The organism is Bradyrhizobium macuxiense, from assembly GCF_007993935.1.
Classification (GTDB): Bacteria; Pseudomonadota; Alphaproteobacteria; order Rhizobiales; family Xanthobacteraceae; genus Bradyrhizobium; species Bradyrhizobium macuxiense_A.
On record NZ_VITY01000011.1, the window covers coordinates 195,698 to 217,528 of the forward strand.

A 21,831-nucleotide genomic window follows, 5' to 3' on the forward strand; every position below is an offset into this window, starting at 1 on the left:
CGGTCAGCTCGGCGGTCGAGCGTTGGAGACTGCGATGAGGTGCGCCAATCGCGCCGCCGCGGCGCCGCTATCGAGCGAGTTCTGCCCAAGCATGACGCCCTCTTTCAAGGTCGTCGCCCGGCCGGCCACAATCAATGCCGCGGCCGCATTTACAAGCGCGACATCGCGGTACGGGCCTGGCGCGCCGTCGAGCACGTTTTGCAGTGCCACTGCATTGGCGTCGGCATTGCCGCCCTTCAGCGCCTCGGCGCCGCAACGAGGCAGCCCAGCTTCTTCCGGCGTCACTTCGAACGTGCGGATCGTACCCGCCTCAAGTGCGGCAACGAAGGTGGGCCCGGTGAGGGTGATCTCATCGAGCCCATCCGAGCCATGCACCACCCACACCGACTCGGCATCAAGGTTCTTCAACGCTTGCGCCAAGGGCTGCACCCATTGGCGTGAAAACACTCCGACGATCTGCCGCTTGACGCCAGCGGGATTGGAGAGCGGTCCGATGAGATTGAAGATGGTGCGGGCTCCAAGCGCGGTTCGGATCCGGCCGACGCGCTGCATCGCCGGATGATGAGCTGGCGCAAACATGAAACCGATGCCGGCTTCGTGCACACAACGACTAACGTCTTCAGGTTTGAGGTCAATCTTCACGCCGAGGCAGGCCAAGACGTCCGCGGCGCCTGATCGCGAGAATACCGCACGGTTGCCATGCTTGGCCACGGGAACGCCTGCGCCGGCAACGATGAAGGACGCGCACGTCGATACGTTGACCGAGCTCGAGGCGTCGCCGCCCGTACCGACAATGTCAACAGGGTCGGGTGGCGCACTCACGCGCAGCATTCTGCTCCGCATCGCGGAAGCCGCGCCGGTCACCTCTTCTACCGTTTCGCCACGCACCCGCATCGCCATCAACAGCCCGCCGATCTGCGAGGGCGTCGCTTGCCCCGACATCATGCTGTCGAAGGCAATAGCGGTTTCGTCGCGGGTCAGCGTTGCGCCGGTAGCGACTTTGCCAATGATCGATCTAAGGACGTCCATCGTGCGCTATAGCGCTCCCTTTCGTTGACAATCTCAGCCGAGGCGGGCGGATAGGTGAGATCGCAGGCCGATATACAACGCGTTCACCTCTACTACAGCTGAGACCTTGCATCCGCGCCGCTGCGACCAGTTTCAAAACCTGCTTCTCGTCTCGGCGGCGTTTTCGTTCGCGAGTACATGCGGCAACTTCATCGCGTCTTCAGCCATGTTCATCCTCAACCTCCGCGAGGCCTGAGCGGACCCGCCTTCACTTTGTCCTGATCCTTAGGAGCACTCCTTGTCGGATTGCAGGTTCACCATGAAATCGTCCAAGATCCCGGGTCCGGACATCGAGCCGAACGGGCGTCATCCATATCGGTATTGCAGCGGAGCAACCGTCCCCCTGGCGTAGCCGCGCCGCCGTGAACCCGTGGCTTGATCCTTGGTTTGCTTTGCAAGCCTACAACTTGACGTTACGTGAGATACAAGCCCCCATTCCATTCGGTCCGACAAGCGTGATCGATTCGCTCCTCAACCCAACTCAGGCGGGGCGACGCAATGCCAATCTCATCGCGCTGCCTTGCGAGAATCGATACGGGAGCACTTTGAAATCCGATCCGGCCAAAGGAAGTTGAAAACAATTCAACGTGAGGAGCGTAACAGCGTGGAGGACGATAAACTGCCGGCCGTGTCCCGGTCATGCTGACTATCGAAGCATCGCTATCTATCCGGCCGCGACCAACCAAGGCTGCTTCGCAGCATCACCAGTGCCAGCAGTCCAAACCGGCAAGCTTGACAAAAGGGCAAGGCAATTTTGTCGACGCGGTTGATAATGCGGCAGATCCGGCACCGACGTTCGCGCAGCGTCGTCCAAGCGGATGGCGGGATTTGTCATCAGTGAACCCTGGTTCCCAGGTAGCGGAGGACGGATCCACATGACGTGTTGGATCCTGCTCCTACATTCGGAAGACGCCGTAATCCGGCGCTGCGATCGGAGCGCTTAGCGAAGCACTCAGCACAATTGCGAGGGCGCTTCTGGTGTCGACGGGATCAAGAATGCCGTCGTCCCAGATTTCGGAAGTAGCATAGTAAGCGCTCGATCGTTCCCGATACTCCTCGAGAATCGGCTCGCGTATGGTTGCCAGTTCCATATCGGACAAGCGGCCACCGTCGCGGGCCATTTGTCTCGCCTTGACGTGAGTGAGCACGCCGGCGGCTTGCTCGGCGCCCATCGCTGAAATCGTTGACTGCGGCCAGCTGAAGACAAAGCGAGGATCAAAAGCGCGTCCCGCCATAGCGTAAGTTCCTGCGCCATGAGAGCCGTTGCAAACGACGGTGAACTTGGGCACCGATGCACCAGAGACGGCCATGATCAGCTTGGCGCCATGCTTGGTGATGCCTTGCCGCTCGTATTCGCGGCCGACCATGAATCCCGTGACGTTCTGCAGGAAAAGAAGGGGCGTCTGGTTCTTGTCGCACAACTGGATAAAATGAGCACCTTTGAGCGCACTGTCGCCGAATAGTACACCATTGTTCGCAAGAACCCCGATTTGATATCCATGAAGCCGTGCAAAGCCGCACACCAGAGACGTGCCATAGCGCTGTTGGTATTCGTGGAATCGGCTGCCATCGACAAGGCGAGCGATGATCTCTCGCATATCGAACTGCACTCGGGTATCTTTGGGAATGATACCGTACAGCTCAGACTCATCGTAAGATGGCGGCTCCGGAGCGACTCGGTCGATCCAGGTCTTCTCGGGACGATGGAAGCGAGCGACGATGTCTCGGGCGATCGCAATCGCATGCATCTCGGAGCTTGCGAAATAGTCGCTGGTGCCTGATACGCTGGTATGCATATTTGCGCCGCCAAGCTCTTCGACCGACACATTTTCGCCGGTGGCAGCTTTTACGACCGGCGGACCGCCGAGAAAAATCGCTCCTGTGCCTTCGACAACTATGTTGTATTCGCTAAGTGCGGGGACGTAGGCGCCGCCAGCCGTGCAATGGCCCATCGCAATTGCGACTTGCGGGACCCCCATCTTGGAGAGAATGGATTGATTACGGAGGATTCGACCCGCGTAGTAGCGATCCGCGAAGAACTCCGCTTGCAAAGGTAGGAAGCCACCCGCACAGTCGCACAGATGAACGACCGGCAGACGGTTCTCGATCGCTATGTCCAACGCCCGCACGATCTTCTTAACAGAGAGCGGATACCATGCGCCGCTCTTTACACTAGCGTCATCCGCGTGAACAATTACCTCGCGACCGGCGACGATGCCGATGCCGACGACCTGCGCTGCACCAGGAACCTCACCATCGTACGCCTTGTTAGCGGCCAAGGTCGAAAGCTCGAGAAACGGAGTTTCAGGGTCGAGCAAGGCCTCGATCCGGTCACGAACAAACAGCTTGTTTTGGCGACGCAATCGCTCCAGTTCTCGCTCGGGTCGGTGGAATCGAGCAGCACGTTGCCGCTCCTTCAATTCGGCTGCAAGCTGTCTGTTATAGAGCTCGTTGTGACGAAATTCCTGCGAGTTGACGTCCACTACAGAAGTGATCCGCTGCATGTCAACGTCCTTCCTTCGAGAGCGTGACCAGCGGGGCGTCTCGCTCGAAGCTCTCGCCTTCTTTGAAGTGAATTCGGTCGACCACGCCATCCTGCGGAGCGCGTATAATGGTCTCCAGCTTCATGCTCTCAATCATCATAAGCGCCATGCCAGCGGTGACTGATTGGCCGGGCGAGACCGTGGTCGTGACGACCACGCCCGGCATTGGCGCGCGTGCCACTAGGGAACTTGCTTCTTGACTCACGGAAGCCAGCGTTTGCAACGGATCGCGATAGCGAAAGGTGCGCGTCCGACCACGGATGTGCACGTGAATCATGTCGCGGTCGATGACGAACCGGACCGGTTCGCTCTCCCCCGCAATGGTCAAGATGCCGCTACTATTGCTATGGTGGGCGAACCCGACCGGGGCAATCACTTGGTCGCCCAGGTGGAGACGGTAGCCGTCCTGGGACGCTGAAAGCCATACCGGATGATCTACACCATCAACCTCGAAGGAGTGATACACGTCAATTCCTCCAGCGGCCCAGCGCCGCGTGAAGCGGGGGCACAGCGTCGGCCGATTCGCGAACTGGCCTCGTCAGAAGAGCGGCGGAAGCCAGAAATGCGGATAAGCCGAAAGCAAAATTGTCCGCTGCCATCTGCGGGTGTTCCTCAAGATATCCGGTATGGATCTCTCCTCCGAGGAATGCCTCGTCGGCGAGTATGCGCGCGAGAAAGCTTGCGTTTGTCTCGCAGCCGAGCAGAATCATCTCCCGGATCGCGCGATGCGCCTTTAGCGCTGACTCTATCCGCGTTGGCGCGTGCGCGATGATCTTGGCGAGCATGGGATCGAACGCCGTCGTGATCTGCTGGCCTTGCAAGATGCCGCTGTCGATCCGTACGCCATCGGGGTACTCGAGAAGAAGGACTTTGCCGGTCGTCGGAGCGTATCCGCGTTCGGGCGCTTCCGCGTACAGTCTGATCTCGATTGCATGCCCATTCGCGGCGATATCTGACTGCGAAAATCCAAGCGCCCGGCCGGCGGCGGCATAGACCTGTTCGGCAACAAGATCGACGCCAGTAACCATCTCGGTCACCGGATGCTCAACCTGTAGGCGAGCGTTCATCTCGAGAAAGTAGAACTCTCCCGCGCCGAAAATGAACTCCACGGTGCCGGCATTTTGATAGTTGGCGGCGCGGGCGATGCCAACGGCAGTTTCGCAGATCCGTTTTCGCAATTGGGGTGACAGTGCTGGCGAGGGCGTCTCCTCAATGATCTTTTGGAAGCGGCGTTGCACTGAGCACTCCCGCTCAAAGAGGTGGACGACGTTTCCGAACGAGTCGCCGAGCACCTGCACCTCGATATGGCGCGGCTTTTCGATATATCGCTCGACGTAAACGCGGCTATCCCCAAAATACCGCTGACCTTCGCGACGTGCCTGCTCAATCGCGTCTTCCAGAGAATCAAGGTTGCGCACAATCCGCATGCCCTTGCCGCCGCCGCCCCCTGATGGTTTCACAAGCAAAGGGGCTCCAATAGCCCGCGCCCTAACAACGAACTCCTCAGGGTCATCTTCGTCGACCGCCGATGGCGCGACCGGAAAGCCGCTGCACTGAACGAATTTGCGGGCCCGGATCTTGTCGCCCATGAGTTCTATAGTTTCGGGTGCCGGCCCGATGAATGTAATGCCGGCTTTCCTTACAGCCCTGGCGAACTCCGCATTCTCGGAGAGAAATCCGTAACCCGGATGCAGCGCGCCAGCGCGAGCCTTGTGCGCGACAGCGATCAGTTGCGCGGTGTCCAGATAGGCTGCGATGGGTGAGCGACCGCTGATCTCAATCGCAGTATCTGCCATGGAGACGGCTGGAGTGTGCGCATCGACCTCGTGGTAGACAACTGCAGAACGAAGCCCAAGCTTGCGCAGTGTTTTGATGATTCGTGCAGCTATCTCGCCCCTGTTGGCGACTAGAACTGTATCAAAGGGTAGTGTGTGCATTTGCTTCTGTCCGAACAACGCCTGAAGAAGGTGTTCCGTAAGTGGCCATCGGCTTTTTGCGCCTCTCGACTGCCTCCTCTGGCTCACCTGCTGGCATGCGAGATCCGCCATTGCCGCTCTGCGGTTCGCGCCAGGGGATAGGCCTCAACCCGTGCCGATTAAGAAACAGGTGGTTGTCCTATTTGAAATCCGATTTGCCTTTGTCACTATCCCGGACCGATATTACGTACCGACATTGCTTGCTCAAACTCGCCTGCTTGGCTCTGAGACAGGCGGTGATCGCGGCGCGATCAGGTATGTGGCCACTACACAAGCGAAACACGTCGTCCATGCATGCCTCTTTTTCCTCGTTTGTAGGAGATTGGTCGCGCGCAAGCGCCCACTCGGGACATAGAACTGTCGTCGCAACAACGAAAACAGTTGCGAGCTGGTAGACCTGGAAGAGTGAAACCCAGTGTGCTCGTTGCGTTTGATTCATAATATCCTCTTCGTGGCGTCTGTTATCCGGTGTTGTTGTTCCTGCGCAGGGCGCGATATGACCCGTCTACCGGAAGCAGGTCGGAACCGAAGGATCAATGGCCGCAGAAGCGCGGTTCGTATCTGCTAACTCAACAACAGGCTGCGCTAGTCATCTCTATGCGACATGTCAGCATGAGCCGTTGTTAAAACCAGACCGCACTACGCGAGCCTCCCGCAGCACCGCAGCTGGACTGACTGAGCAATTGAGCTGCTAGCTTCCAGTGATCGTGCAGTTGGCGTTCCCATTGCTGGATATCTCGAGGCTGGCCTAGGTTGTGACATACCCGCAGCCTCCGGCCGGGAGTCGGGCAATCGGCCGATGAGCCCGTAGCCGCCGACGCGGAATGAATACTTGTGGGAGACGTAGCAGCGGTGAAGCGCTCAAGAGCGGACGACGTTAGGTGACTCGCCGAGATCGTACGCGACCGAGAATAGCAAACCATCGAGGAGCGACGCGTGCGAACCACGGTCGGAGAAGGACTCTGGCTTACGATCCAGCTCGTTTGAAGAGCTGCCCGTGCCATCTGCAATGCAACGTGTTCCATCCGTCAATGCAGGCCCCGAGGCGCTGAGGAGAGAATGGCGCACCTCGAGTTTGACGCGATCGTCGTCTTTCAGTGGCGGGTTGACGGTCATGTTATCCAGTGCGCGGGGCAGCCCGAGTTCGGTAGAAGACCCGAGAATCGCAACTGACTGTCGTGATGCAAGCTTGGAACTTTGAGACATCTGCAATTCCCCATTACCTGTGAGCAAGCTTCTCGTGTGTCTGAGGTGCTCCTCACTTGTCGAGGACCGTACAATCTTACGCTACGTTCGATTCAAGTCCCTCGTTGAAGGGGCCTGTGAATATATCGAGCTTGCAGATCCGGGCGCAGGCGCACGATTGCAAGGCAATGTCTTACCTCACTGGAGAGCTTCACTCACGTTGATGGAGCCATAAGCACGCGTGATTTGCGGCAGCGCAAGCGTCGTGGACTTACTCGTGCGGGAGGTCGGAATACTCGTTTGATCTGCTGCAATCAATTCAGGCGTTGCGGAGCCGCTACCCTTCTTCTTCGGAAAACGGAAGCGCTAACTGTCGCTTTGTGATCAGCGTCTGGGCCAGAAAGAGCCGGATTTGAAGTGTCTCGAGGCCTGCATATTGTCCGCTGGTCTGCGCGCTTTGCATCGACTGTTGGTAGCCGATGACAGCAAAGCGATATTGGGAGCGTGCGAAACAATTGGCAGTGTGATCGGTTCGCGGACGAGCGGATTACGTACATATACGGAGAGCGTGTGTCGCATTCCCTTGATCTATGGATTGCATGCTGACGCCATGAACTTGAAAAGCAAACTCTACGATGCCAACCACTGGCGAAGTCGCGCGCAAGCAACGCGAACCAAAGCGGAATCCTTAGCATGCGGCAAGTCAAGAGATAGGCTTCTCAAGATTGCCGAAGAGTACGACAAGTTAGCTCGACGTGCCCAAGAGTGGCAATCGAGCGGCAGCGACGGCGAGCCAGAGTCTAGTCAACACTTCTAATGCTCGTTGCTTCTTGAATGCAGCTCGCCGGCAAGAGCGTTTGTGTCAATCGCTTGGCTGGGACCTGTTGGTGCGGTCTGAGATCGGAGTTCCGGTGGTGCGCAACAAACTGGCGCCCGCCGTCGGAATCCGATCGGGCTGCCGCTCGGTCAGCTAGAATGATTGGCAGCCAGGCATGACATTTGCTCGAGAACCGGGGAGCGTTGAGACGATTCGCTGCAGCGAGGTCGAGACAGTGCTGTGTCGCACCAACGCTCCAACCGACCCGGCGCACATTGTCTCCAGCAAGGTGCGTCGGGTTTCCATCTTCTCAGCCGTGGAGAACGGTAGGTTTCGCTTGGACGCCACCGCTTGGTGCTACGTGCTGCGAATGTCCGAGCGCATATCTGCTGGGCTTACACCCTTGTCGGACATAGAGACTGCACGGAAATCCAAGCTGGGCCGGCTAGAGGTACTCACCGGAACGCGGCGGTGCGGTAGTCGGAGGCGGAGCAGAAGGCGGAGCCCGTTACCGAGACCTCGTAGATGGTGGAACTGTCATTGCGGTTGAGCGCCTGCACGAACTGATGCTTGAACAGTTGGTCGGTTGGCCATGGCAAGGCCGTCTGGCTTCTTGCCTTAGCCGAGAGCTTTGCTCTGTGAGCAGTTTGCCCGACCTTAGCAGCAGCAGCGCAGCCTGCCCGGTGCGTTGCGTGCCGTTGCAGACTTCGCCGGCGTTCGGATGAAGCCCGGGTAGTCTTGGCGCCGCCTCCTGCACCGAGTGCAACGCTCACGTTCGTTGTTGCCCGTTGGCTGCCATGATGCACCCGGTCATCGACGATCTCAGAGTCCCTTACTCAATCCGCATTTACCTGGTGGGTCGAGGATGTGGTCGTCAAATAGTCCTTTGATCCGCTTTACAAGTCTGGTCGCAACGTCACCTCGCAGTCCTGGCCTCGCACATATCACAGCTCGGAGATCGGACAATTGAGGCAAATAGTAGTCGGGCGATTCAATCAAGTCGTCGGGCAGGGAGAAGGATGGCAGTGCGGTCAAACCGATGCCAAGACGTACGGCCGTCAGCCTTACCAAGTAGTCAGAGGTGTGAAGAACGACCTTGTAAGCCGATCCCATCCTGTCTAACGGTCCAGTCATCCAATCCTGGCCAGGAAGCGTTATTATTGGGATAGGAGCGCCCGGACTGAGAACAAAGTCGCGGGAGCGAACCCAGATCGCCGGGAATGCTCGCTGTTCACGTACGATCTTCGCAAGTTCATGATCGACATGAGGAGCGAAAATGAAGGCTACATCTATGTAGCCTTCGATCAAACCCTTGCGGATGGCACCAGATTGATCGACATGTATAGACAGATCCGAAAAATCGCTCCTCCCGGCACGCTCGAAAAGCCTTTGAGCAAAAAGACTGCTTAGGCCTACGCGATGCACGGATGCGTGCTCATCACCTCCAAGCCTGAGCATCTGGTCGTTCGCGTTGAGGATTATCCGTGCCTGCCGGAGGGCAAGTTCGCCCAGATCGGTGAAGGTGGTGCCATTCGCGGTTTTGACGAACAGTTGCCCGCCAATAAGCCCCTGTAACCGCTTAACTTGAGCGCTGACGGCGGGCTGACTAAGTCCGAGCTTGGTTGCGGCTTTCGACAAGCTGCCCGTCTCGGCTATGGCTACAATAGTGCGGATTGCGTCAATTGGAATGTTCAGTGCTCGGAGCATTATTTCGCGCAACGTGAAGACGAACTGTATCAGCTCTAAAGTTGCAGCCTCAGTATCATACGGGGCCAACAAAGCACGACCAGATTTCGGGTAGAGTGGCTGCTGACAGCAAAAGATATGTACGTAACGTACACATCGCATCTTCAATCCGCCCGTTGGATCATAGTGCTTCGTTTCGTCCGAATAGGATCAACCAAGCTTGCATCCGTTCGGAATTATGCTTCCGGTTGCCAATTTGAGCTGGCCATATGCAAGCGAACGAGAGAGGACCTAACAACGCTGCCCGGGATGATGCTTGTTCTCGCGCAACAGTTGGTCATGGGGAAAATCGAACGTGAATCGCGGATTGTGGTCATCGTGATCAGGGCAAACGTGGGTGCACCATTTGAACGTAGGCACGCTGCCATGCAGGAGTCTTGTAGGCGCACTCACGCAAGTGCAAGTCCGCTGATCGAGCTCTTCTTGATGCTTGGTGCTCTGCCAGCCACCCAATCAGGGTGGCGCTGACTGCTTCTGCTTGCGTAACAATGCCGAGTCTGGTCCGCCTTCGACGTCACCAAACTCGATAGGGCGGCGTCATAAGTCGTCTCGCCCTGGAGCGGTTCAGCGGCACGCTATCCAGCGACGTACGTCGGATTCGTCGTTCCTGCCGGACCTTCTATCGCGCCTACCTGTGCGCAGGCTTGCCTCTTCGACGACGACATCTCGATCACGATAATATCGCGACGAGCCAGCAGATCCCGGCCCAAAGGAGCGCATTAAGAAGGAGCGCCGCAAGCGGCCAGAAGTTCCAGGCTCTCTGCGCCTGTGACCCCCCAGAACCTGGCGTGCGAGCGGCTTTGTCATTCTCGAACATGGCTTGCTTTGAAGTGCGCCAATGTGTCATCCATACACCTTCTTGCACTGCGCTAGTCGGCAGAGCCATGGCTAGGGGCACTGCAGAATGAAGTCACCAAGCCGGACGAACATCTGCTCGATGCCGCCGGTCATGGCTAAAGGACAGCGGCATACCGCCTCTCGGCTCGAACGTTTTCCATCTGAGCAATCGGCGTGCCACCGACGAGAACTGCTGCGCATCGCCCAAGATGAGAGCCATGTTTGCCGGCGCGCGCGGGAACGGTTCAGCGAGGCGTCCGGTTCCCTACATCGACGTCTTTAACCGGTCATGGCTGGTGCAAGGCAGCCGGTCCCAAGTAGCCCTACGCCGACGTTTCTTGAAATTCGCTTATCTGCGGTTACACTGTTTGGCGGCCTGTACCGCGCGAGGGTCCGCAAACATTGAGGAGGCGTCCGGGACAGCCCGTCTGCCGTACCAGCCTGTCAGTCATCGAGCAGTCCGCTCCATTGGATTGCAATCAACAGATGCTGCGACGTTTGCCGGCCTGGCGCCACGGAAAGCGGCGGGCATCGCAACGCGCGGTCTGCCTCTAACCTCACGTCAGTTTTTCCTTCGTCAGATTTCAGCATCCTGTTGCAAGCCTCCTCGACCTTGTCGGATTGTCCGAGGCTTTGGCGACGGCCGGACGCGGTTAGCTTGCTCAAGTTGGCGGCGCCGTATGCTGTACACAGCCACGCGCGCTGTGGTCAAAAGGAGCGTGCGTCGTGCCGGAAACCAGCCGCCGACATCTTCGAATAGCAAAGAAAACGAGTGTCCGCTGCTTCAGCACTGGCCCAAATCCTGCACCGCGTTCGCGCGCCAGCAAGACGGCGTTGCAACAGGATGGGAGCCGTATTTGAGCAATCGGCAATGCAGTATGCGTTTTGGGCTCAATTTGCCAGCCTTGATCGCGCTCTCGTAAGGCGACTTTCACGAGCTGAAGGTGGCCTCTGCATTGATCATTGGCGTCATTTCGATCTGCGGCTCGCGGGTGCACCCGTTTCCCGTATCGCCAAAGCCGCTCGTGTCGAGGCTCGCTGTTGCTTGCTCATTTCTGAAGTGAGGCGTCAGTACATGCTCGATGAATTGGACTTGCGAACCTTCAAGCTGCATCCGCAACGCGACGCTGTGCTCAATGAAGTGCACGCGCGCCCTTTCACGCGCCTTGTCTCGCCATTCAGCGTGATTCACTTCGCCTTTCTCGCGCAGGGCGAAGCGGCCGCCAGCGATCGCCAGCGCTTTGTCGATTTCTGCCATCAGCACAACCTCCCGCCGCCAGAACCGTCGGCGAAACATCATCAGATCGTAATCGGACCTGCTATGCTACGCTGGGAGCAGCATTCAGAATTTGCTACATTCACCTGGATCTGGAGTGCCGCAAATGGTCCTGAGGCTCGCCAATTCGACGATTTCGATGATACCGTTCAATCGCTGATCCGCGCCTTGCGGCAAGCCGGACCATTACTGGTCGCAAACAAGTTGGAAGTGGAGCAGGGCGCCTCGCCGACCAAACGTGCTGAACAGCTTTTTGACAAGAGCAGCCTCGCTATGGTTGCCACAAAGGGGGCCACGGGCGTTGTGGCCTCAGACTTTCGCGTGGACGCAAAGGGATTCTCCAGGATCCTTGTCTGCGACCTCGGGTTGACGCCGCATGATCTCGGTGCGTTGGTCCAGCGGGTCCTAGAAATCGAGACCTACCGTCCCTTGGCGCTGCTTGGCCTGTCGGCGGCCCTTGAGCTTGCCCCGTCCGTCGACCGCATCGATCGCCGTCTTGTTGAGGCGCTGGAGGAAATGCAGGGCTCAGAGGGGCTGCAATTCAACAACCGCCTGCTTGCCGAACTGACGGCGCTGGCCGCCTCATTCGAAAGAGGCGCGACGGGCAGCCTGTTTCGCTTTGGCGCCAGCAGGGCCTACAATGAGCTGGTCCAATCGCGACTGTCCATCATTGAAGGCAGCGATGTCGCGGGTTATCCGACTTGGTCGTCCTTTCTGGCGCGCCGCATGGCGCCAGCCATGCGGACCTGCGCGACCGTGGAAGATCGTCAGGCGAGTCTGTCGGTCAAGCTGGTACGCGCGGCCGATCTGTTGCGAACCCGCGTCGATGTCGAGATCGAGCAGCAGAATCGTGACCTTCTGCACGCTATTAGCGAGCGTACGAGACAGCAACTTCGGCTGCAGTGCACGGTCGAGGGATTATCGGTCGCGGCGATCGGATACTATGTAGTCAGCCTGTTCGGCTACCTCGCCAAGGGGGCGCAAGACGTCGGACTGCGTGTAGACCCCTCTTTTTTAACCGCAATCTTCGTGCCAATCGCGATCGGCGTGATCTGGATAGTGAGTTACAATGTTCGAAAGCGGCACCTCAAGCACGACAACGTATCCTGAGTAGCCAGCGAACGAAGTTCCTTGAGCTAGCTTACGGCGGCTGCCTCACGACGTTCGCAGACTCGTTTCAACGATCGCGTTCATTGAATCGTTCCCCCACTTGAAGACGTAGCGACGGGGAACTGGCAAACGCTTACGACCCGACCGGACATACGGTTTTCATTAGGCCAGATGGCCGGCGTCTCTGACGTACCGGTGCGCGGGCAGCGCGAGCCGAGTGTGGCTGTTAACCCCAGACCCGTCGCGGCGGCGAATGCGAGTTCGATCCTGCTCTCGGCGCAAACTTGGTTCATGTGGCCACATAGATGACTCATTGGCGTTGTTACAGGCTGCGGCGGGCGGCGAGGGCTGATGGACTAGAATGTTAAGTAGAGAGCTAGTATCGGACAACGTCGCCTTTGGGAGTCCTCAATCGCTGAAGGCGCTCGGTGGTTCGCCAGCTACAATGGAGAACACACTGACGAAGAATAGTCGATACAATCATATTGAGCATACCGATTGTCGACGCATCAGCGATCAACAAATCTGGTGACGCAGCTACGTCATGTGCTGAAGGGTTTCCACGAGCGCTGGACGCGTGCAGCAACAAGCGACAGCTAGCAAGCCACGCAAGTGACCGCCGCGCTCGTCCGCTGCCCGCGCCCGAGCGGAGGCTCGCTTTCACGCCAGCTTAGCCGCCATCAATGAGCAATAATCAATTGCTCCGAGCTATTCGCATGAGGCTCGCTCATAACCGAGACGTTCATCCGAGCGGGCTGGCAGAGGGGACGGCAAAGGCCCTCTTTGGCTGTTCTTCGAGGCGGTTAATGCAATCCCTGCCAATCGCGAGGACCAAGTCATGCGTCTTCGGCAGGCTGGGACAAAGTCGTGCGGGGGCGAAAGAGAGGTGAGCCTGGATGCTGAAACCAAAAAGGGCAGGCCGACTCGCGACGAGCTCGAGCTGATGCGAGCGGGAGCTGATGCGCGCGGTCCGGCGATGATGGATTGGGCATGCGCTGCTCAGGCGTGCCGCTGACACCGTTTCAGCGGATGGTCGCCGCTTGATAGTTCGAAGGGGTGCAGTGGAGGACAAGAGATGATCGACATCCGCGGCTTGCTCAGCAGATTGTTCGAAATGCAGCAGTTAGTGCAAGCTGGAGAATGGTACCGGAACGTGGTGTCGAAGACTCAGATGGCGCCGCTTAGTGAGTCCCGAAACAACGTCATTTACGTCGATTTCAAGGCTATTCGCGAGGCAAAGGAGGGGAAGTGCGTTCGCAGATCTTAGAAAAACTGGAGGCAGGCCGAGTGCGATATGGCCGGTTCGCTAGCGCTCCTGGATCAGGTCCTTGTGGCCTATTCTTTGTACAAGGGCCTTGCGGCTGTGAGCTCAAGATCAGCGGACTTGTGCGCCCAGGCTGGGAGCAAGTGTCCGTCTCGACCTCGCGGCGTTGTCCGAACTGGGAAGAGATGTCCTTCGTCAAAGACCTATTCTGGGATGAAGAGGAATGCGCGATGCAGCTGCATCCGCCTCATTCGCGGTACGTGAACAACAGCCGGTATTGCCTGCATCTCTGGAAGCCAACTCATCGAGACATTCCGATGCCGCCGCCGAGCTTTGTAGGCATCATTGGGCTTGGGCCATCCGAAGCTGCAATGTTGTTTGCGCAGATGAGCGCGATGTCGTGATAGCCTAGATCGGCGGACGCGGCTTCCGTCATCCTGGATCCGTCAGTGGGAGAATATCCGTGATCACGGAGGCCGCCGCCGCTTGCCTCTCGACGTTTGCTGTTCGGAAGGAAAACAGCAGCAACATGACACTGGAAGTGGCGCAAGGCGTTCGCGTGCGAATCGTTCAAGGCTTAGCACGGTTGTTGGCATACCTCTTGCTGTCGAGTGACTGAAGCACAGACTCGCCTGAATCGGAGATGGACTATGACAGGCAGTCCGCCGCATAAGAAACAAAAGCATAACTCGCCCGATAGGCCCTATGACAAGGAGGAGGCGCTTCACTTCGAAATTGATGCGGCACTTATTTCGTACTTCGAAAAGGAAGCCAGCAAGGGTGACCTCGCCGATGACTACGTTCGACGGATGGCAAACTCGCTGCGAAGATTTAGCGCTTGGCTTCGCAACGCTGAGAGACCGCCAATGGCTGGTCGGCTTAATCATCTGGATACCGATGTGCATGCCCATACAAACGAGCTGGGGCTTTATGCGCAGGAGGTTCTTTCGTTCGAAAGGGCGTTGGCCCGCCTTCGGGACGTCGTTGCCGGAGCACCGGTGGAGCGCCGTACCGCCAAGCCCGGCGACCATCTGAAAGCGAGGTGTGCTGAGGACGAGAGCCTTATTTCCTCCTTCAGGGGGACGCCCTCGCCTCTGCAACCGAACACTGTCAGCGACTACGCTTCGGTGCTTCGCAATTTCAGTGATTGGCTCCAAGAGCAAAACCAGGAGCCGATGGCTGGCCGGCTGCACGACGATACGCTGACGCAGCATGCTAATGACTACAAGGCTTATGATCCCAAGATCACTGCCGCGCTGAGGCGCCTTCGAGGGGCATGCCGCGAGCATGCGGAGCCGACCGCGGGGACCGGTGCAGAGCACCATGTTGTTACGGTGCCGGATGCACGTCCGGCGTACGGGTCACGTGACGGTGCTCAAGCTGCACCGACGGCGGATGTCCCTGGGCCATTGCCGCCGGACAGGCTTGGGGAGTCATCATCCGTGTACGGCGCTCGGGCGGCGCCCAGCGCGTCGCCAAGGGCTGCGGGATCGCCAGAGGCCTTGGCCTTGAGTGAGCAGGACTATGAACTGGTGAGGCCATTCTTGGAAAATAAGGCAGCCCGGGAAGGCGCTCCACAGCGCGGCGCATTGCGGGTATTTCCCCCATCCGGGGGACGCCTCGATGGTGCGTTTCCGCCGAGGGATCAAGCCGCCGGACCATCGTCACCTGCCAGGGATGCGGAGCCGTCCTCGAGTTTCGGTCGAGACCTGCCAGCGGAGGATTTCGGATATATCCTCGGCTCGGGCTGGCAACCGGGTCGGGAGCCGGCGCCGGACGTTCTGATCGGTGAACTGCGCAAAAGCGGCAAACTGCCGGTGCAGTTCCAACCGAGCGATGTGAGCATCCATGGTCGGCCGTACACAGCGCAGTTGGCGGCAGGAATAAGGGAGCGGACCCCATACAATCCGCAAGGCATTAACATTGATCTCGTCCCTGGGCCCAACGCGTTCGGGATGGCACCCCGCGAGCCAGCGGGAGGGCGCATCGGCGGTTCCTCCGGGGTGGTTGAAGGGACATCGTCGCCGGCCGGGGCTGCGCAGCCATATGCGACTTCTGGCGATCTGAAATCATTGCCGGACCACGATAGCGGTCTGAATTTTGACAGGTTGCGTGACGAGCCTCAGTATCCATCACGCGCGGCCGAGATATCGTTCTCTGCGGCGCCGTCGTCCCAACAGAGCGCGCCGCAGGACGGGGCTTCCGACGAGCTTCCACCATTTGGTATCGAGCCGGCCTCACCATGGAACGGTGGTGGTACCGAGCCGGCGTCGCCACTTATCCCGTGGGATCAAATCCCTCCCTCATCGTCCATTGAGGCTGGGGAATCCTCCATGCCGTACGATTCCCGTGGGGCTCGGGGCGGGGACGACCAAGAAGCCGGCCCCTCGTCTGTTGCCAGGGCGGTCGGGGTATCGTCCGTCATCGACGGCAGCGGGCTGCAGGATTTCGGAAGGTTCGTCGGCCGGGCCTGGGACCACCGCCAATGGGGTAACGGCGGCCAAGAGGTATCGAAGGAGCTGATGGACTTACTGGACGGCTGGGGGCAGTTGCCGACCCTGCGGCGCCGTTGGAGGACAGAATTCTTAATCAATGGTGAGCGCTACACGGCTGAGTTGAACATACGGTCGAGCAATCCGAACTGGCTGTTGAGCTCTGATCAAAGCTGCGTCGTCTATCTTATCCATCATCCTCGACGTGGCTGAAGATCGAGGCAGTTGGGCTTTAGCGATGGAATAGCGCTCTCATCCTGTTCGCTTTTATCGCGCCATGCGCAGCAAGCCGTCTGCGGGCTTAGAGCTCGAGACGTACAGGGCGGACGTGCCCGAACCTATAGCGCGACAATCAGCGCATTGCCTCACCTTAATTGTTACCGGATGCTAAGCCGTTGCCTCACGTAAATTGCTCCCTTGGATCGGGAACGAGCGGGGGCGAAGGTGGGGCGGCTAAGCATGGCGACGCGGAAGGAACTGACGGCGGCGGCGGGCGCGCGCTATCGGACGTCGGATCGCGCGAAGAAGTCGCGGATATTGGACGAGTTCGTCGGCATCACCGGATTCCATCGCAAGCATGCGATGCGGCTTCTTCGAGGTCAGGAAGACGCAGGCCCAGGCCGGCGGGCGCGACGCCGGGTCTATAATGAGGCAGAACACAACGCGCTCGTGCTCCTTTGGGAGGCGTCAGACCGGATCTGCGGGAAGCGGCTGAAGGCGTTAATGCCTGCGCTGATCGAGGCGATGGAACGGCACGGCCACCTCGGCCTTGCCCCCGAGATCCGCGACAAACTTTTGGCAATGAGCGCTGCGACGATCGACCGCGCATTGGCGCGGGTCCGAGAAGGATTAGGTCGCAAGCGCCGACGGCACGCGACGCACTCGTTGCGTCGCAGTATTCCAATACGAACGTCGGCAGATTGGAACGATCCGGCGCCGGGGTTCGTCGAGGCTGACCTTGTAGCGCATAGCGGTCCATCGGCGCGCGGCAGCTTCATCCAGACCCTCGTGCTCACCGACATTGCTACCGGCTGGACGGAGTGCGCTCCTCTGATCGTGCGCGAACAAACGCTGTTGAGCACGGTGTTGACGGAATTGCGCAAACAATTGCCCTTTGCGCTGGTCGGCCTCGATACGGACAATGATACGGTGTTCATGAATGAGACGCTGAAAGCCTACTGCGATGCGGCCAACATCGTCTTCACGCGCTGCCGGCCCTACCGGAAGAACGACCAGGCGTTCGTCGAGCAGAAGAACGGCGCCGTCGTGCGCAGGATGGTCGGCTATCGTCGGTTCGAGGGCCTGGAAGCGGCCAAGCAGCTGGCTGAACTCTATCGATCGGCGCGGCTGTTCGTGAACTTCTTCCAACCCTCGTTCAAATTGATGGCCAAGCAGCGCGACGGTGCTCGTGTGCGCAAGACATACAGCGCGCCGGCAACGCCACACCAGCGCTTGGCCGCCGACGCCCGCACGCCCGACGCGGTTCGCCACCGTCTCCAAGAAATCTATGCCGCTCTCGACCCGGTCGCGTTGTTGCGCGACATCCGCGGCGCGCAGGAACGCCTCGCGGCGCTCGCGGATACCCAGCCAATCGCCAATCCTGCTGCGGCATCGCCATCGATCGATCTCTTCCTGGCAAGCCTACGAACCGCCTGGAAGGACGGTGCTATGCGACCGACGGATCGGCCAATCGTGAAAGCGAGAAGAGGCCGGCGTCGTCCTGACCCGCTCATCCGGGCAACGCTAGATTTGCGAAAATGGTTTGAAGCCGAGCCATGGCGGACTGGTAGCGAACTGCTCTCCCGGTTGCAGGTGGAATATCCTGGAGCCTATCCGAACAAGCTTCTACGAACGCTTCAACGTCGGCTTAAATCCTGGCGCAGCGAGCAAGCAAACGCCTTATTGTTCGTTGCTACGGAGAAAACGCAGCCGGGGCATGAGGTCACAACAACCCCATGATGTGCCAGGTGCCAGCGGAGGAGGCCGGGCGCTCCGAAACCCCGGCCATCTCCGCACCCGGCCTCCTCCTCAACCCAAGCCGGGAGCAAAATAAATGAGGCAACCGATCGCACTCGGGAGTATCGATAGGTGAGGCAATACGGGGTCTCACCCTGATCGTCGCCGCGCACCGAACCATCGTGTCATCCTGCATTTCTGCCTGGATCGCAGCGGTTCGGATCAGCAAATAGGCCGGCCCGCTCCGAGCCTGGCCCATACGAGCAGTTCCGGAAACTGATGGACCGCGCTGAACGAAAGACACGAGGCTACAGGCTAACGCACCACGAGACGCCCGCTGCATCGTCTCTACGGGGAGAAGCGTGGCTAAACTCTTACGCGCCTTCGCGTAGTCCGTTAGAAGCGCGTCCGCTCCATCTTGCGCCGCTTCAACTTCTGCTGGGCTCACTGTCGGACGCGACGGAGCGACAAAATGGGAGAAGCTAGCGAGTAGCGGCGATGGCAAGACGATGAGCGGCGTCGTTGGCGTCCCAACACGAACGGCAGCCCGATCAGCCCGATCTACCATTCTGCTCGCCGGCGACGATCGCATTAGGCGCAGGTCTAGTTTGTTCCTTGTGAGCGCAACGTCGTTCGTGGCCATCGGCAACGCGTCGACGTGACCACAGGCAGGTACGACCAAACAGTATTTCTCCCCTCAATGACGCGCCAATACGTCCGATCGGGCGAATCACCCCGCAGCGCAGGCCGCCAAGCCATCCAGCCGTATCCAGCTGCGCGAAAGTAAAGCGCACTCCGGCGGCTCACTCGCGACCTACTTCGAGATCATCGGCTGTGGCTCTACCTACGACCCAAGCCCTCCAAGCGGACGTATGTCCAAATTCCAGCCTCACAGAAGCAGCTAAGCAATCTGTGCGCAAACGTCTGAGGCCTACGCCCCGTTCTGTCCGCGTTCACGGGCGGGCTTGTTCCGTACGAGCTCTTGAGGCACATTGTTTGTCATATTTTTTGTGTGATGTTGCATGCGTTGGCCTTCTCTTTTAGTTCGCACGCAGTGGCCATGAATCTTCAGGTCACCATCTTGAAGCTTCTCGTTAGCTATCCGAATGGCGTAGCCAGCCTCGACGCTCTCAAGCGGGACATGGCCATTTTGGCCAAGAGCGGCAAGGATTGGTCCGAGCGCACCAGGCGACTTGCCGCCCGGGTGTCTGATCTGAACATCTTTGCGATGAGGCTTGTCGAACGCGACGCGTTCGGCTGGCACCTCACCGAGAAGGGACGTGCCGTGCTGGAATACATGGAGAGCCAGGCCCGTGTGGCCGAGCCGTCGTCAGCCGTCGATTCAGATGCTCCGGAGTTTGCAAGCGCCGTTCGCGAAGTCCCACCGATTACGCCGAACGCGCGTCGGCGAGCTCAAGGAAAATCGCGGCGGCGGCGCCACCCGCGGTCCGCACCCGAGTCGTGTCAATCTGACGTGAATCACGATCGTGGATCCGAAACGGAGCGATCCTAAGGACTCGACTCAATCGCACATCACGCCAGGTTTGATTTTATTGCCTCCAGAGTGCCACACAGCTGCAGCACGATCCGCCGATCCCAGAGGATCGACGCCCGTAGGTTGTGCGTGCCGAGTTGAGTTTACAGAGCGTCCCAGGGAAAACCAACCATACGTGCGAGCCCGCCGCGCTGGCTTTAGAGCGATGGCGGTCTAACGATGCCAAGCTGCTTGACGGCGAGTTTGGAAATCTCCGCCGGGTCGCGAACACCTGCGGCTCCGATCTTGAGAATCTTCCTTGCGACGAGTTCTGCGATAGGGTCGTTACGATCAACCAAGCCAAGCGAACGCAGCGTCTGTACGTAGGCCGAGTTCAGACGCTCAATTTCTTCCGGGTTTAGCTTGCTGCCCTGGAGAAATCGACTGATCGGCATTTGATCACCGCCCCAACTCCGCCGTCACACACCAACGTCTTGTGTCGGGTTGGGACGCGTCAGGAACCCTTTGGGTTCACCTCAGCATAGCCACCCTTATCGTCCCATTTATAAATGACATAGTCGAGCTGCTTGATGTCGCCCTTGGCGTCATATTCCAGCTTGCCGATCACAGTGTCCCAGGAGCCTGCCTTGACCGCATCCATCACCTTCTTCGGATCGGTGGTGCCAGCCTTGGCCGCCGCCTGCGTCCACACCTGTATCGCAGCGTAGGTGTAGAGTGTGTAGCCTTCAGGGTCGATGTTCTTGGCCCGGAATTTGTCGACGATCGCAGCCGCCGTTGGCTTCTTGCGGGGGTCGGGTCCGAATGTGAAGAGCGTGCCCGCGCCGGCGGCGCCGGTGATCGAGGCATATTCCTTGTCAGCCAATGCGTCGCCCGACATCAGCACGGTCTTCAGGCCCTGATCGCGCATCTGCCGCAGGATTAGCCCGGCTTCCTGATGATAGCCGCCGACATAGACAAGCTCGATATTGTCACGCTTGAGACGCGAGACGATCGCGTTAAAGTCCTTGTCGCCCTTATTATAAGACTCGTACATTTTCTCGATGATGCCTGCCTTATTGAGGGCCTTCTTTGTCTCGTCGGCAAGGCCCTTGCCGTAGGTGGTCTTGTCGTTGAGGATCGCGATGTTCTTGCCCTTAAAGTTCTTCGTGATGTACTGGGCGGCGACCAAGCCCTGCTGGTCGTCGCGGCCGCAAACGCGCGCCACGTTCCACAGCTTCCGGTCAGTGAACAGCGGGTTGGTCGAAGCCGGTGTAATCTGCAGCACGCCGCCGTCGGCATAGGCTTCCGATGCCGGGATCGACGATGAAGAGCAAAAGTGCCCGGCGACGAACGGGATTTTGGCGTTGGCAATCTTTTCCGCGACCGAGCGCGCCTGCTTGGGGTCGCAGGCATCGTCCTCGACGTCGAGCGCGAGCTTCTTGCCGAGCACGCCGCCGGAAGGATTGATCTGGTCCACCGCCATCTCGGCGCCGTTCTTCATCTGTCGGCCGAATGCGGACTCGCCGCCGGTGATTGGCCCGGCAACGGCGATGGTGAGGTCGTCCGCGAATGCCGCTGTGGAGAGCACGAAAGATGCGCTGAGCGCCAGGCCGACCAGCTTGAATGATTTCATGGGATGGTCCTCACAAAGTATAGGCAAAGGCGAGCAGGCTCAAGCACAGCAGCACGAGCCCCGCCGCGATCAGTGCCAAGAAGCTATTGGAGACAACGTCACGATGGCCCATCAAACCACACTCGATGTGCCGCAAAATGACCCTGCTTTGGGCCGACGCGAGAGCAGTCTGGCCTCCGCCGCGTCGCGCCAGCAAGACACCGAATCGGGATGCATGCGCAGGGGAGAAAGTCACCCGCGCAACGGAGCGTAGCTTAGAATGCGTTCGACTTGTCTCTCCCTTGTTGAGCACGATCGATCCCCGCAAGCTAACGCACATCGTTGCCAGCTATGAACACTAGACGAATTGCGGGCTCCTAACAGCGATACGTCCGTCCGTAGCGTACAGAGCGCGTCGTTTCCTGTGATCGGCTGCCTGAAAACCATGTAGGAATTGCCTTGAGCCAGACTGCCC

The 21,831-nt window shown here is 58.9% G+C and carries 15 protein-coding genes; 6 read left to right on the forward strand and 9 right to left on the reverse strand.

The genetic code is table 11. From position 1 onward, the window contains the following. Window positions 1-3: 3 nt before the first annotated feature. From trpD to FBZ93_RS27550, 7 genes are all read right to left on the reverse strand, one after another. On the reverse strand, window positions 4-1,029 hold the full coding sequence (gene trpD / locus FBZ93_RS27515) for an anthranilate phosphoribosyltransferase (protein WP_146990210.1): 1,026 nt from the start codon (window positions 1,027-1,029) through the stop codon (window positions 4-6). 935 nt (window positions 1,030-1,964) lie between these two features. Beyond that, window positions 1,965-3,572: an acyl-CoA carboxylase subunit beta gene (locus FBZ93_RS27520; RefSeq protein ID WP_146990212.1), complete on the reverse strand. Its 1,608-nt coding sequence runs from the start codon at window positions 3,570-3,572 to the stop codon at window positions 1,965-1,967. A 1-nt stretch (window position 3,573) separates the two neighbouring features. Beyond that, window positions 3,574-4,077, reverse strand: a complete 504-nt coding sequence (locus FBZ93_RS41120) for an acetyl-CoA carboxylase biotin carboxyl carrier protein subunit (protein WP_208764066.1) — start codon at window positions 4,075-4,077, stop codon at window positions 3,574-3,576. 1 nt (window position 4,078) lies between these two features. Continuing rightward, a complete protein-coding gene (locus FBZ93_RS27530; protein WP_146990216.1) occupies window positions 4,079-5,548 on the reverse strand; it encodes an acetyl-CoA carboxylase biotin carboxylase subunit in 1,470 nt (489 codons plus the stop codon). A 900-nt stretch (window positions 5,549-6,448) separates the two neighbouring features. Beyond that, window positions 6,449-6,793 (reverse strand): hypothetical protein, encoded by a 345-nt coding sequence (locus FBZ93_RS27540; protein WP_146990218.1) that lies wholly within the window; start codon window positions 6,791-6,793, stop codon window positions 6,449-6,451. 1,251 nt (window positions 6,794-8,044) lie between these two features. After that, window positions 8,045-8,188: a hypothetical protein gene (locus tag FBZ93_RS40780; RefSeq protein WP_167529239.1), complete on the reverse strand. Its 144-nt coding sequence runs from the start codon at window positions 8,186-8,188 to the stop codon at window positions 8,045-8,047. 223 nt (window positions 8,189-8,411) lie between these two features. Beyond that, window positions 8,412-9,365 carry a LysR family transcriptional regulator gene (locus FBZ93_RS27550; RefSeq protein ID WP_246667665.1) on the reverse strand — a complete coding sequence of 318 codons (954 nt, stop codon included), beginning with the start codon at window positions 9,363-9,365 and terminating at the stop codon, window positions 8,412-8,414. A gap of 1,936 nt (window positions 9,366-11,301) precedes the next feature. Here FBZ93_RS27550 and FBZ93_RS27555 point away from each other — a divergent pair. The 6 genes from FBZ93_RS27555 to FBZ93_RS27580 all read left to right on the forward strand — a co-directional run bounded on the left by FBZ93_RS27555 (window position 11,302) and on the right by FBZ93_RS27580 (window position 19,783). Next, window positions 11,302-12,558 carry a DUF3422 family protein gene (locus FBZ93_RS27555; protein WP_246667678.1) on the forward strand — a complete coding sequence of 419 codons (1,257 nt, stop codon included), beginning with the start codon at window positions 11,302-11,304 and terminating at the stop codon, window positions 12,556-12,558. A 1,075-nt stretch (window positions 12,559-13,633) separates the two neighbouring features. Beyond that, complete coding sequence (locus FBZ93_RS41125) at window positions 13,634-13,825, forward strand: hypothetical protein (RefSeq protein ID WP_146990222.1); 192 nt, start codon at window positions 13,634-13,636, stop codon at window positions 13,823-13,825. 119 nt (window positions 13,826-13,944) lie between these two features. Then, the gene (locus FBZ93_RS41980; protein ID WP_433995450.1) at window positions 13,945-14,226 is read left to right on the forward strand and encodes a DUF7694 domain-containing protein; all 282 of its coding nucleotides are present in this window, start codon (window positions 13,945-13,947) and stop codon (window positions 14,224-14,226) included. A 246-nt stretch (window positions 14,227-14,472) separates the two neighbouring features. After that, the gene (locus FBZ93_RS27570) at window positions 14,473-16,527 is read left to right on the forward strand and encodes a hypothetical protein (RefSeq protein ID WP_146990226.1); all 2,055 of its coding nucleotides are present in this window, start codon (window positions 14,473-14,475) and stop codon (window positions 16,525-16,527) included. 231 nt (window positions 16,528-16,758) lie between these two features. Continuing rightward, the gene (locus FBZ93_RS27575; protein ID WP_146990228.1) at window positions 16,759-18,273 is read left to right on the forward strand and encodes a transposase family protein; all 1,515 of its coding nucleotides are present in this window, start codon (window positions 16,759-16,761) and stop codon (window positions 18,271-18,273) included. A gap of 1,057 nt (window positions 18,274-19,330) precedes the next feature. After that, window positions 19,331-19,783, forward strand: coding sequence for a hypothetical protein (locus FBZ93_RS27580; RefSeq protein WP_146990230.1), 453 nt, complete (start codon window positions 19,331-19,333; stop codon window positions 19,781-19,783). Between the two features lie 179 nt (window positions 19,784-19,962). Here the strand turns inward: FBZ93_RS27580 and FBZ93_RS27585 are convergent, their stop codons facing one another. Further along, window positions 19,963-20,199 (reverse strand): hypothetical protein, encoded by a 237-nt coding sequence (locus tag FBZ93_RS27585; protein WP_146990232.1) that lies wholly within the window; start codon window positions 20,197-20,199, stop codon window positions 19,963-19,965. A gap of 59 nt (window positions 20,200-20,258) precedes the next feature. Then, entirely contained in the window at window positions 20,259-21,377 is a 1,119-nt protein-coding gene (locus tag FBZ93_RS27590; protein ID WP_146990234.1) for a branched-chain amino acid ABC transporter substrate-binding protein, read from the reverse strand. Between the last annotated feature and the right edge of the window lie 454 nt (window positions 21,378-21,831).